10 protein-coding genes are annotated in these 13,926 nt (G+C 40.4%); 6 read left to right on the forward strand and 4 right to left on the reverse strand.

Annotated features, from left to right (window positions below; all coding sequences use genetic code 11):
• Positions 1 to 65: 65 nt before the first annotated feature.
• A complete protein-coding gene (locus tag VB740_RS13410; RefSeq protein WP_323200488.1) occupies positions 66 to 926 on the reverse strand; it encodes a hypothetical protein in 861 nt (286 codons plus the stop codon).
• A 369-nt stretch (positions 927 to 1,295) separates the two neighbouring features.
• Here VB740_RS13410 and VB740_RS13415 point away from each other — a divergent pair, with 369 nt between their 5' ends.
• From VB740_RS13415 to VB740_RS13435, 5 genes are all read left to right on the forward strand, one after another.
• Entirely contained in the window at positions 1,296 to 3,353 is a 2,058-nt protein-coding gene (locus tag VB740_RS13415) for a tetratricopeptide repeat protein (protein WP_323200489.1), read from the forward strand.
• A 92-nt stretch (positions 3,354 to 3,445) separates the two neighbouring features.
• The gene (locus tag VB740_RS13420; protein WP_323200490.1) at positions 3,446 to 4,426 is read left to right on the forward strand and encodes a magnesium transporter CorA family protein; all 981 of its coding nucleotides are present in this window, start codon (positions 3,446 to 3,448) and stop codon (positions 4,424 to 4,426) included.
• A 520-nt stretch (positions 4,427 to 4,946) separates the two neighbouring features.
• Positions 4,947 to 6,446, forward strand: coding sequence for an acyl-CoA synthetase (locus VB740_RS13425; protein ID WP_323200491.1), 1,500 nt, complete (start codon positions 4,947 to 4,949; stop codon positions 6,444 to 6,446).
• On the forward strand, positions 6,430 to 6,567 hold the full coding sequence (locus tag VB740_RS13430) for a hypothetical protein (RefSeq protein WP_323200492.1): 138 nt from the start codon (positions 6,430 to 6,432) through the stop codon (positions 6,565 to 6,567). Before VB740_RS13425 ends, VB740_RS13430 begins: the two co-directional genes overlap by 17 nt.
• 46 nt (positions 6,568 to 6,613) lie before the next feature.
• Entirely contained in the window at positions 6,614 to 7,207 is a 594-nt protein-coding gene (locus VB740_RS13435; RefSeq protein ID WP_323200493.1) for a restriction endonuclease, read from the forward strand.
• Positions 7,208 to 7,225: 18 nt separating this feature from the next.
• On the opposite strand, the gene VB740_RS13440 is transcribed toward VB740_RS13435, so the two are convergent.
• From VB740_RS13440 to VB740_RS13450, 3 genes are all read right to left on the reverse strand, one after another.
• Entirely contained in the window at positions 7,226 to 8,212 is a 987-nt protein-coding gene (locus tag VB740_RS13440; RefSeq protein ID WP_323200494.1) for a site-specific DNA-methyltransferase, read from the reverse strand.
• 50 nt (positions 8,213 to 8,262) lie between these two features.
• Positions 8,263 to 8,505, reverse strand: coding sequence for a helix-turn-helix domain-containing protein (locus VB740_RS13445; RefSeq protein WP_323200495.1), 243 nt, complete (start codon positions 8,503 to 8,505; stop codon positions 8,263 to 8,265).
• Between the two features lie 144 nt (positions 8,506 to 8,649).
• Positions 8,650 to 10,896: a DUF1796 family putative cysteine peptidase gene (locus tag VB740_RS13450; protein ID WP_323200496.1), complete on the reverse strand. Its 2,247-nt coding sequence runs from the start codon at positions 10,894 to 10,896 to the stop codon at positions 8,650 to 8,652.
• A gap of 432 nt (positions 10,897 to 11,328) precedes the next feature.
• On the opposite strand from VB740_RS13450, the gene VB740_RS13455 reads away from it, so the two are divergent.
• Positions 11,329 to 13,584, forward strand: a complete 2,256-nt coding sequence (locus tag VB740_RS13455) for an FdhF/YdeP family oxidoreductase (RefSeq protein ID WP_323200497.1) — start codon at positions 11,329 to 11,331, stop codon at positions 13,582 to 13,584.
• Positions 13,585 to 13,926: the final 342 nt, after the last annotated feature.

Raw genomic sequence — 13,926 nt, forward strand, 5'->3', positions numbered from 1 at the left:
GCTGTCGCTAACGCACCCTACGTATCTTTTCAAAAATCAAATAGTAGTCCTATATTTCTGAAATGCTATTTTTCCATCATGGCTACCATTTCTGAAAGCCGACGTTCACCACACCAAACTAAATCCAGTTTTTTGAGTTGATCAAGGCTAATACCACCGTCTTCCTCAGCAATGCGGTAATATTGTTTATCTCCCATCGCTGCTAATAAATGCCCAAAGATAATAATTTCATCGAACTGAGGATTTGTCTCTGGATCGTTCAAGATTAGCATTGCTCGTTCTTGGGACAGTCCTTGGAGAACATTGACAATAAATCGTGTGGGAAAATCTGCATCCTTAAGTTGAGGATGACGCGACACCAATCCAGCCAACAATACTCCTAAATAAGCCGCCGCTTGAGAATTACTCAGTAACTCCATTTGTTGGATGACAATCTCAGTCAAATTGCTAAAAAATGCACACCCTAACTGCTGTTCAATGGTCGTAACTGGATCTAAGACTGACGAGGTTTCTAACTTTGCCTCAAATGATGCTTGATGCTCTTGTGGTAATTCGGTAAGTAAGATTTGCTTGGCGCGATCGTCTATAATAATACTGCGATCGGCCCCAAAACTAAAGTCCTTGCCCGGTTCCAAACCTTTATTCACTAAAAGTTGAAAGACTTTAGTTTGAGCTTTTTCCTCCATCTGTTCATATTGGGCTTGTCCAAGAAAAGTTTGACAAAACCAACTATGGCTGTCAGAATCGCACTCGACTATTACTTCATTAACAATCAAATTAGTTAACTTTTCCAATCCTAAAATCGCTTGCCACTCTACAATTAAGCTATTAATAGCAGCTATGTCGCGGTAATTGAGCGCGTTGAGCAATTGACGCTTCGCAGTAGCTACTAAGCTTTTTTTTCGCCCAAATACGTTGAATTTCAATTTTTATATGGGGTTCTAAATAATTAAAACTCCTATTATTTTACCCTATTCGAGGATTAGGTATCATGAGTGCGATTGCTGAAAAATCAAGATCAAAATATTTACCTTATCTACTCACCTGTTTTCCAAGTCTCATTTAATGTAAAAATCTTACTCAAGTTTGGTAATATATAACCGTATTGAGCCTGGAAAATTTTTCATGAGAGAAAAATGTTGCTAGCAATATGAAGCGTCAGTGAATCTAATTATTAATACTTTTACCTGTAAAAATGGCATGAAGTTTTTTGTAAAAAAATATTTATATTTTAAAATAACCAGTAATAACACGTAAACTATAATCAAATAATTTATTAGACTATATTTATATTGATGAAGAGTCATTTACTAAATGGACATTATCAAATACTAAAAGTTCTCAATGATCGTGAAAAGGGGAAAACGTATTTAGTTGAAGATGTTAATCTTCCTGGTAGCCAGTTTATAGTAAAGCAGTTACGTTCTCCTAGTAATCCCCAAACTGTAACAATCCTACGCCGCTTGTTTGCTAGTAAGTCAGCAACTTTAGAAAAAATAGGGGAGAAAAACAAGCAAATTCAGAAGCTAATAGCTGATTTTGAAGAGAATGAAGAATTCTATATAGTTCAAGAATTCATACCCGGTAATCCATTAACTGACGAAATTATACAGGGACAACCTCTGAGGGAAGAGCAAGTAATTAGTCTTTTATTAGAGATATTAGAAATTTTAGTTATTGTCCATAGCTTTGGTGTGATCCATAAGAATATTAAGCCAGGAAATATTATTCGTCGAGAGTCAGATAAAAAGTTAGTTTTGGTTGATTTTAATACTGTTAATGAAGCCATCACTAATACCGTTGACAATCTCGAATATATGCCTATAGAACAGGTTAACGGTAATCTCAAATACAACAGCGATATATATGCTTTAGGTATCGTTGCGATCGCAGCACTTCTAGGTTTATCTGAAAACGAAATCTCTAATTTGCGAAGTCAGAAAAATCGGCTGACAGGTGAAATAGTTTGGTGTAACAAAAATTTAAAAGTTAACAAAAAATTAGCAAGGATTATTAATAGAATGGTGCGTTTTAACTATCGTAAGCGCTACCAGTATGCAACCGAAGTTTTAGACGATCTGAAAAAGATCACAAATGTTGAGCACAATCAGCAAAGACAGCATCAGAAAAAATTATTACTAGTTCTGACGGGGGTAGCTGGCTGTATCACACTTGCTGGTGGAGCATGGCAATTGAGATCGCTAAAACCTGTAACTAATGCTCAACAGACATTATACCAAGAGGGAGTCAATAAATATGAAGCAGGAAACTATGAAGGAGCAGTTGAAGATTTTAATCAGGCGATTGCATTAGATCCCCAAAATGCTCTGGCTTATAATAGACGAGGCGATGCTTATTATCGATTAGGAGATTACGAGCAAGCACAAGCAGATTCTAGCCAAGCCATTTTGCTCAATCCTCAAGATGCTAATGCCTATTTTGACCGAGGATTTGCTTTTTCTGAATTAGGCAAATATAAAGAAGCGATCGCAGACTATACCCAAGCGATTAAATTGAATTCTGAGAATGCTTATGCTTACTATGGCCGGGGGTTAGCGCGTGCTCAACTGAAGGATAGTAAAGGGAGTATTGAAGATTTTAGCAAAGCGATCGCTCTCAAGCCTCAGTATACCGAAGCTTACTTGCAGCGAGGAATTCTTCGCCGTCGCCTCAGACAAAGACTTGCAGCAATCCAAGATTTTGATACAGTAATTAAGATTAATCCTACTGATGCTAGAGCTTATTATCAAAGGGGTTTAACTCAATCTATTAATAAACAAAAATATGCAGCACTGAAAGATTACACGGACGCAATAAACATCAATCCCAAATACATAGAAGCCTATCTTTATCGTGGTGATGTTTACAGCGAACTGGGAGATAAACTCGAAGCTACTGAAGATTACAACAGTATTTTACAGATTGATCCTAAATTTAGCGCAGCTTACATCCACAGAGGTATTCACCGCTTTTCTTTCGGAGATTATAAAGGCGCTATTCGAGATTACACCGAAGCATTGAAACTAGATCCTAATGATATAGCAGCTTACAATAACCGTGGTAACGCCTATCTAGAACTAGGAAATGCTAAAGCTGCAAATCAGGATTATTCACGAGCGATCGCAATTAATCCCAACAATGCCTTAGCCTACTATAACCGGGGTGTGATTCGCACCAAGCAGAAAAATAAACAGGGAGCGATCGCAGATTTCAAAAAAGCTGCAAAACTATTCCAACTGCAAGGAGAAAAAAATAGTTATCAAGATGCACAAAGAGAAATTGCAATTCTGCAAAATAAGTCAGCACCAGCGCCAACTAATCGCCCTAAATCTGGGAAAAAAGAAAAAAATTGAGCTATGACTCAAATAGTTTTTACTAAGGACTGAAGTTCTGAGTGCCTACCATGAGTTACTGTATTTTCTTATGACTCAATTAGGATGGCTTTATGCTAACTCTTCTCACTTTTTATCCAGACAACCTGGAATTGTTCACTAGCAATGATGTTGATAAGGTACTTAAAAAAATTGATAGTTCTCACAATATTTGGTTGCGCTGTATTCGTTTCCGCGATAGAACTGGAACCGCTAAAATTATCAAGCATTTCGGACTAAATCCATCTCGTGTTGAGATGATTTTTAATCATTGCTCTCTAGGAATTGATGAAGACGTAGAAGATTGTTTATTTGATAGTTATGAAATTCTAACTTCTCAAATAAAAAATAACGAGTTTGAAGCTGTGCGTGGCAATATTGTAGTTGGCAACAATTTTATTATCACTTTTGAAATCACTGAACTAAAAATTTTAAGTAATTTAGCTAATAATTTGCAAAAGCGAACTCCAGATATTCCAAACCTGGGTATTGACTATCTTTTTTATCTTATTTTTAAATATATTTTGAATAACTACGATAATGTATTTGATTATATTTCTAGAAAACTTGATGATTTAGAAGATGAAGTTTTAGAAAATTCAGGTGATGAATCAACGTACCAAAAGATTGCCACCATGAGGCAATCTACTCGTTCGGGACGCCGTAATTTTCAAAGTATCAAGTTACTTATGGCTATTATGGATAACGAAGATTTCCAATGGATCACCCAGCCAGTGAAAGAACTATTCAATCAAGAATTAGTTCATCAGGTTGATAAACTCTGGCAAGAATATCAATCTTTAAGAGCCTGGATGTCAGAATTAATGGAAATTCAACGCGATAATATTGCTAGCAAAACTGGTGAACGAATTAATCGTCTGACTATCCTCTCAACCATATTCTTACCAATAACTTTCATATCTGGTTTCTATGGTATGAACTTCAAAAACATGCCGGAATTAGAGCAACCTTGGGCTTATCCGGCTGTAATTTGCGTGATGGCATTAATTGTAATTATTAGTATTAGTTATGCTAAAAAACAACGTTGGTTGTAGCGAGGAAGGGAATAGGGAATAGGGGATAGGGAATAGGGAAATTTACATCTTGTTTGGCATTGCTATATGCTTTCTTTGACACTCCTCGACCTAAAGGCACGAGGATTCTTGAATCAATGAGATCACTTAACTTAGAGTCCTTGCGTCATCTAAGCCAGAGGTGAGACTCTCCCCAAGCGTTAACTTTCCGAGTGCCCCTCGGTAGTTGCATTGCTGCAAGTCCTGTTTAGTTTGAAACAAATAGTCTCAAAATTCTGAGTCGTCTAGCTCCTATAAATCTTTTACCTACTGCTAGGAGGAAACTAGAATAATGCAGTAGAACCGCATAGATTCAATTATCAAGGTTCAGCGCTTTGTCTTTCGACGGCTAGGTTTTTTAAGTGGTTGATTACCTTTCCACTAGAGTTAGTATAGCAGCATCTTAGTACACTAATGAATTAAAAGCCGTGCTAGAAGCACGGGGCTTTAAACCCAATTTTTCTGTAAGTAGACTGAATCAACTCAAAATAGGTAAATAAACGTGAATCTCCCACTGATTATTCGTGCTGAAGAACACAACGAGAAAACAGCGATTGCTACAACAGATGGAGTATTTACCTATCGGGATTTGCTCCACGCTTCCAGTCAAATAGCGACAAGTCTTCTCCAGAATGCAGAAGATTTACAGGAGAAGCGAGTTGCTTTTCTCATCCCGCCTGGGTTTGAGTATGTAGCCACTCAATGGGGGATTTGGCGTGCTGGTGGCATAGCTGTACCTCTGTGTGTTTCTCATCCACGCCCAGAATTGGAGTATGTCATTACCAACTCTGGAGCATCGATTATTGTTGCTCATCCCAATTTTGAGGATATACTGCGTAGTTTACCGCCGCAGGCATCGCTTGCCCAAGAACATAATTTGCGATTTATCCTCACTTCAGAAACGCTGCCATCTAATATTAGTCGCCTTCCAGAGGTAGATATCACTAGACGCGCCTTAATTCTCTACACCAGCGGTACAACTGGTAAACCAAAAGGTGTAGTTACAACTCATCAAAATATTCAAGCGCAAGTGACTAGCTTAACTACCGCTTGGGAATGGACATCGGATGATCGCATTTTACATATCCTGCCACTACATCATATTCATGGAATTGTTAACGTCCTGACTTGTGCTTTATGGGCTGGCGCGGAGTGTCATATGTTGAGCAAGTTTGACGCCCAAACCGTTTGGAACCGAATTTGCGACGGTGACTTAACCCTATTTATGGCAGTACCAACAATTTATGTAAAGCTAATTGCTGCTTGGGATGCCTCTAAGGAACGCCAAAAAAGTATGTCAGAAGGCTGTGCTAAGATGCGCCTGATGGTTTCTGGCTCGGCAGCATTACCAGTTCAAGTTTTAGAAAAGTGGCAAAGCATCAGCGGCCATTTTCTGCTGGAGCGCTATGGGATGACGGAAATTGGTATGGCGTTATCGAACCCTTTACACGGTGAACGGTTGTCTGGATATGTGGGGAAGCCTCTGCCTGAAGTTGAAGTGAGATTAGTAGATGAGAACGGGGAGTTAGTCCCAGCAGGAACACCAGGAGAAATCCAAGTTAAAGGCCCCGGAGTGTTTCTAGAATATTGGCAAAACCCCCAAGCAACCGCCAAAGCTTTCCAAGATGGCTGGTTTTGTACTGGAGATACCGCCGTAGTTGAGAACGACAACTACCGGATTCTGGGGCGGATGAGCGTGGATATCATCAAAACTGGAGGGTATAAAGTTTCAGCTTTGGAAATAGAAGAAGTATTGCGATCGCATCCAGATATTCAGGAATGTGCAGTGGTTGGGGTTGCTGATATAGAGTGGGGTGAACGGGTTTGTGCGGCGTTAGTATTGCAAGGGTCACAACCTCTAACATTAGAAGCTTTCAGGAGTTGGGCAAAAGAGCGATTGGCAGTCTATAAAGTGCCAACCCAAATTCTGATAGTTGAAGAATTACCGCGCAACGCGATGGGGAAAGTTACTAAGCCGACAGTAGTTGAGCTATTTTGCTGATAGCGATCGTCAACGCCAAATTGACTTGGAGTTTAAAGTTAGCTGGCTAGTTGACTATGAGGGCGTAGCGCGAGATTATCTGTTAGACGATGTAGAAACAAAACTTAATTGCAACAAATAGGCAAACCTGCACTACTTTTGCATAGCTAAGTCAATAAGTAGTTAGTATGAAAATTGTTCAAGAAGTTTCTCTAATCAGTATTGGGAATTTTGAAGAATCAAACGATTGGTATATCATTCGGGCTGAAATTCGTGATGCTATCTCTTTAATCGTTCATCCACCTGGTGCATCCAGTTTTACAATTAATCCAACAAAGCACGGTAATGGCGTCAAGCCAATTAAAGATGCTTGCATGATTACATTGAGAGATAAATTTGGATGGAGTCTCGAAACTTCGATTAACTATGCAACTCGATCGCCAGGAAAAGTCGATGCAACAAAGATCATTGACAAATATCTTTTTGCGCTTGAGTGGGAAACGGGTAACATCTCTTCAAGCCATCGAGCAGTTAATAAACTGAGTCTTGGATTACTACGGGGTGTCTTTTTAGGTGCTGTCTTGGTACTCCCCAGTAGAAAACTCTACCCTTATCTAACTGATCGGATTGGCAACTATGAAGAGCTAGAGCCATATTTTGATGTTTGGCGGGCAGTTCACATTGAAGAAGGTTTTCTTGCCATCTTCGTGATTGAACATGATCAATTAGATGACAATGTACCAAAGATTACCAAAGGAACAGATGGTCGTGCATTAGTCTAAATTTTCCTGCATGAATAGCTATGTAGAGTAAGGAATGGGCAGTTGTAATGCAGTTGTTTTGCCTTGTTTCAATTTCTTGCTTCCCCTTGCCGATTCCCATTGCTCTACAATTCCATTAGCCAAGTCAGTCAAGCGGTCTACTGCTGGCTCTGTATCTCCAATTTCTGAACCTATCCAGTAACGGTGTAGTTTTTCTGCTGCATAAAATGTAGTACCAGAACCCCCAAAAGGATCAACCACAATCTGCCCTGGATCAGATGCCATTGCGATAATCCGTTCCAGCATAATGGGAGCTAGTTCATTGGGAACTCGTTTTTTGTGCCGACGATGCCGAACGGGTGGAATATCAGTCCACATCTCCTCAGTTAACGTCCATAAAACTTCAGTAGTGGAAGCTTCAGGGGCATCCTCCCAAACATCTTCCGGCATATCCCAAACATCCATTAAGTTGATGCCTTGTTCATTGAGGCTTTTTCGATGCCCACCATAATCACGAATCTCTCCGCCACAGTGCCGACAGAGTTGAATAGGTGTGTAGACTTTGTTGAAAACGGCTGGTTCCCCTTTTGTGTAATAGATCAGTCCGTAGTGAGCCGGAGACATCTTTTTACCTCTAGGAAAAGCTTTCGGCATTCTGCAAGCAATCCAATGCCGAAACCACATTCCTTTACGATTAAGATATGCGCCGTACTCGATACACCATTTGGGCAGGTTGAAGATAAATAAGCTGCCACCTGGTTTAAGTATACGAATGCTTTCATCAAGCCACTCTTGCGACCAGCTTAAATACTTATCTGCCTCCATCTGATCACTTATACCTTCACCATATTCTTTACCGAGATTAAAAGGTGGATCGGCAAATACCAGATCCACTGACTCATTAGGTAAAGCTGATAGTAGTTTAAGGCAGTCTCCTTGGTAGAGTATGCCATGCTCACTGATGTAAACCTCTTGCAGTCCTTGTTGAGTTGCAACATCAGGTGCGATCGCTTGAAACGGGAGCATTGAGTTAACCTTTAGTACATTAGTATAGCTTGAGTATAGAAACTCTATTGTCAATAGTCAATAGAGTTTTCTTGAGAGGTTGTACTACGCGGCTGATAAGGTTTTCCAGTAGGTTGATTCTGATACCTCTGTACCTCAGCAACTTCTATGTAATAATAACGCCCAAGTTTGCGAGCTATAATCTGACCATTCTTAATTAGGTCATGAATTCGCTGACGAGTTACATCAAGTAGCTTGGCAGTTTGAGCTACAGAAAGTAATTCCGGGCTATCATTTGATCCGGAGTCTGTCATAAGATGAAAATGCTTTAATCACTGGAGCCAATCTTGTTTATATTGCATATTCAAGGATAACTAAAATTCTCTGAAAATAGATACTAGAAAACGCCAACCACCACTGAGTCAAAGGGCTTGAGCGGATCGCCTCTACCCAGTTTCTCACCCCTTCGGTATTTTAGGTGGACACCAAAAGAGGTTTTTACTAGAAACCCCAAGAGATTCCAAAATTCCTCGCATCACCTCTGTGCAGTACATCCAGTGTCCCAAATCGTCATACATGCGATCGGGATTAAACTCGACATTGTAGTGCAGCACATTGGGAAGGCCTAAAAACTCATCATCGCTCTGGGGAGAAAGAAGCAACAGATGAAATGGTTTCCTCTGGCATTGTTTTTCCAGCTTGTTGACTAAATTTATCACACCACCGCGATCGCTAATTCCTGTGCGAACAAAAAGCACTTTGTCGCAGTGCCGCAGTGCATACCAAAACCTTTCAGCGCGTGCTGTGTAGCGAACGCGCATCCGTTCATAGACGGGATACATATCGCTGGTTGGGCTGTCTGTCTCCTCGACTTCATGGGCAAAGGATAAACCTGACCATTTACTGTGGTAAATTCTGCCTGCATCGGGACTGTAATGCAGAAAAGCAGGGTTCCACATATCATAAAAACCGTTTTCGATCGCATCGGCGACATCTCCAATATTGGTGGTGCGCGTTAGATCAAAGGGAAAGGCGGGGCCATCGTACTCCATCTTATACAGCATCATACGGACGGCACAGCGATCGCCAAGGGGAAGAATGGCGACACGGCTGATATCCGATAATTTGCATTTGTATTGGAAAAGCATCGCAGACTTCGGTGGTGCTTTCACCCGGCTTTCTAGCCCATCCTTGCCAATCATCATCGTGCGAAAGGGGGCGTCGGGATAAAGCGGATCTTCATAGACACCCGATGGCATAGCTTTAAGTGCGTTGCAAACCTCCGTCCACATCGGCTGAATATTGTACTCGTTGTCTGATTCGTTGATTACCCAGAGGTGGCGTTCGTCCGCTTGCAAAATTCCCAGATGCCCGTCATAGAATAAAACGTTGTTCGGCGAAAAGAGATTGAAGGCGGTGGTATATTCTAGGTTGGCACTAGGGGGAATGTTTATTGTAGTTGCGATCGCGCCATCCTCTACAGCAAAGAAGGGGAGCGTCCCTGGTTGAGTATCTTTCGTAATGTAGATACCCGGTATCAATCCAGCCTTACTTTGCAATGCAGTTTGTAGTTCCTGCCAATAGGGAGCGATCGTGTAGCTGTATTGCGATGTATTAACGATCCGTAAACGCTTATCTTCCATACAGACAGAGACATGAAAGCCCACATTATCAAAGTAGATGGGAAATTCATTCGGTTGCTGGCAGCGTTGTTTTTCTTTTGCTAATTCGTCTTTGTCGATGTCAAATAGGTGCTGGTCGATCTGCTGATACATGAGGCTATGACCAATCGTGTTCGGGTGAGCCGGATCGAAAGATGTCCCCGCTTTCCATCGTCCTTGACCATCATCCACGGCTGCCAACCAATCCAGTACAGGTATGCCCCAACTTAGCATTCGCTTCTGTGTGTCTCGGATCAGCCAGTAATGTTCCAGGGAATAGTCGCCATTGGGATAGACTCCGCCCAGAATTGGAATTGCCCCGATGTCGCGCGTCATTTTCACAAGCTGCTGCAAGCCACTTTCAAACCGCCGTTGTATTGCTCGTCGTTCGTGAGGGGGACAGTAAGCTAACCCTTCGTTACCCAGAGACAGGGCAATGATTACGATATCTGGTTGTTCTGGGGTGACAAACCAGGGAAATCGAGCGATCGTTCTGCTGACATTCGCCCCCACCTCGGATACATTCACGAGTTTATGCCCATATTTTTGCTGTAAAGCTTGTGCCAACAGCCAGACCCAACCTTTCAAAAACCAGGCTTTATGACCTAATGCGACGGAACTCCCAATGACCACGATTTTGAGCCTTCCAACCCCTTCTTCCACGGGCATCCTGACAGCCGACTTCTCAATGTATCCAAAGGGATAAGGTTGTAAATAACCGAATGCGCCATCATCCACAATAATTGTGCTGGAATGATCGTTGGGATCAATGGGAATCCATCGGTTTGTATCTAGTAAGCTCTCCCATCGGGCATTACCGTTTGCATCGAGACGTATGTACTTGTATTCAACTCTCCGTCCATCGCCCAACTCTAAAGGCTGCTGAATGTCAATTTCATCTGTCCACCATAAAGGATAGCGATCGCTACTTGTATGCAGGTGGACACATTTCATGATGTCCCACAGTCCTAACTCTGGAGTCGAACCGACAAGACCGATGGATTCGCCTGTTTGCGTGTATGCACTGATCTCGAATCGATACATAAAGTTGATCCTGATTTAGAGAGTACGATACCAAACACTCAGGCTGAATCTTTAAACCTGTTTTGACAATATTACATACAACTATTAATAGTCCGGTATTAATAGTTGTATGTATACTGAAGCTTTGATTGATAGAACTCAAAGCTATCAGGGGCCAAGCTTTTCAAAAATTAAATCGGATTTTTATAGAAGATTTAATACTGATTCAATGAAATATATTGCATTAAAACTCTTAATACAACTAAGAACAAATCAAAAAAAGGATAAGATTAAGTTAAATTGGTTCTATCGCTCTCTTTTACATAGTTAGAGCAAGAAAAGCATTTCTACGTAAGTGTTACAAATAGTTTCAAATTAAATTAATACTTACCAAATAATTTTTAGCAATAATAATAATAATAATTAGTTAAGCGAGTTGAGATTTAGCTAAGTATGGATAACTTACCTCAGAACAAGTCTAGCTCCCCTGCTGGGGGTGGTTTACCTGTGCTTCAGTATTGGGTAGAACAAACTCTCTCACCACAAGGATTAAAATTATGGCAAACTCTCAATCATAAAAGTGCGTGTTTATCCTGCGCTTGGGGTACAGGTGGACAAAAAGGAGGGTTTGTTAATGAAGCGGGAGAATATTTACAACGCTGTGCTAAAAGTGTAGAGGCGATCGCTGCGGAATTGCAACCAGGAATTAAACAAGATTTTTTTCGAGAAAATAGCATCAGTGAATTACAAAAACTTACTTCTCAAGAATGTGATTCCTTGGGTAGATTAAGTTATCCTGTCATTCTCAGATCAGGTTCATCCCATTATCAACGTATAAGCTGGGAAGAAGTTTACCAGATCGCTACACAAGCCTTTAATTTCCCACCAGCACGAATTGCTAGTTATAGTTCTGGACGTTCATCTAATGAAGCTGCTTATTTACTACAATTATTAATGCGATCGCTAGGTAGTAATAATCTAGCAGACTGTTCAGATTTGTGTCACGCACCCTCAACAGTGGGGTTAAAAAAAGTTTTCGGCTCAGGTACATCGATGGTGAGCTTAGAAAACCTAAAACATAGTGATTGTATAGTTTTAATTGGTTCTAATGCTCCTGCAAATCATCCACGATTGATGAACGAATTGATCAAATTGCGGGAAAGAGGCGGGAAAGTAATTATTATTAATCCCCAAATTGAAATCGGTTTAGTTAAATTTGCGTCTCCTGCATTTCCCATCAAATCTTTACTCACAGGAGGCTCAGATATATCTTCGTTATATTTACAACCAATTCCTGGTAGTGATGCTGCATTATTTGTAGGTTTGCAAAAATCTCTAATTGAACAGAATTTGATTAAAATAGAATATCTTAAATCCTATACACAAAATTGGCAAGAAGTTGTAAATTATGCTAATAATATATCGTGGGATAACATCACTAGCACCTGTGGCTTATCCCAAGAAGAAATCACAGCAACAGCTTATATAATTGGTAAATCAACGCGTGTAGTTTTTGCCTGGGCAATGGGGATAACTCAACACGCTAATGGCGTGGATAATATTTTTAGTATTGCTAATACAGCTTTAATTACAGGTAACGCTGGGAAAACTGGTGCTGGGACAATGCCCATTCGTGGACATTCCAATGTGCAAGGATTTGGTTCAATGGGTGTTACTGTAAACTTGCGAGAAGAAATCAAACAAGCACTATCTCAACTATTAGGTAAACCTCTAAATGAAACCCCTGGTTATCATACCCGTGACTTAATAACAGCAGCAGAATTAGGAAAGATAGATACACTGTTTTGTTTAGGGGGTAATTTGTATGCAGCTAACCCAGACTTACAGCAAGTAAAACAGGCATTATCGCAAATAGAAACCATCTTTTATGTAGCTACTAAACCAAACTTAGGACATTTTCACGGATTAGCGAGACAGCAAACCTTAATATTACCTGTATTCAATCGCTTTGAAAATCCTCATAAAACAACAACTGAATCGGGTAATAATTTTGTACGGTTAAATGATGAAGGCAAAAGTCATTTAAAAGCGCCTAATGCTGACCTAATTTCGGAAATAGAATTAATCACAGAAATTGCTCATCGTTTACATAGCGAAACACTGATAAATTGGCGTAAGCTGCAAGATACAGCTTATGTTAGAGAATTAATTGCTAAAACTATTCCTGGCTATGAAAAGATTGGAAAAATTGACCAAAACAAACAGGAATTTGTCATTGAAGGGCGGATTTTGGATAAACCGACATTTCCTACACCTGATGGTAAAGCACAGATGTTTGTCACACCTTTACCGCAATTATCGGTACCAACTAAAGCAGCGTTTGGTGTGGCAGAAAATCAGCCAGGAATTGTGGTAATTTTAGGAACAGGACGCAGCTATGGTCAACACAATACTGTAGTTTATCGTAGTGAAGATAAATATCGAGGAATGCCTCATCGCCACTGCATTCTAATGAATTCTCTAGATGTCAAAAAAGCAGGATTCCAGGAATATCAGCGAGTAATAGTGAAAGGAGATAGGGGAGAATTAGAGAATATTGAAATTATTTGTGGGGCAATTCTTGAAGGAGTTGCTTTTATGTTTTATCCTGAAGCTAATGTTCTATTTAAAGCAAAAATTGATCCGCAAAGCGGCACACCTGCTTATAAAAGAGTTCCAGTTTGTATTATAGGTTCTCGACTTGTTTAAGAACAGGCGAATCCAGGCTTTAAGTTTTTGTTGAAATGTTGGCATGATGACCCTGCTTTGCAGATTAGACTTTTTACAGAAGTGGGGAAAAGGTTAAGGGAGAAGGGGGAAAGGGCTGGTTCTTTAGTTGTCACTCCCACCGTTCCTTCCAGTCCAAGCAGTAAGTCTTTAATCCTTCCTCATTGGTTTATAGCGGTTTTCGACAAGCGTGAGGTACAATTTTGACCTCACTTCCATTCCTCTCTCCTAAAAGGCTACGGTGTACACACAAGTCGGAAATAGTAGTTTGTCAAGGAATAATTGACGAGTCCATTCTTTGTAGAGACGGCGATTTATCGCGTC

The organism is Nostoc sp. UHCC 0251, assembly GCF_034932245.1.
Classification (GTDB): Bacteria; Cyanobacteriota; Cyanobacteriia; order Cyanobacteriales; family Nostocaceae; genus Nostoc.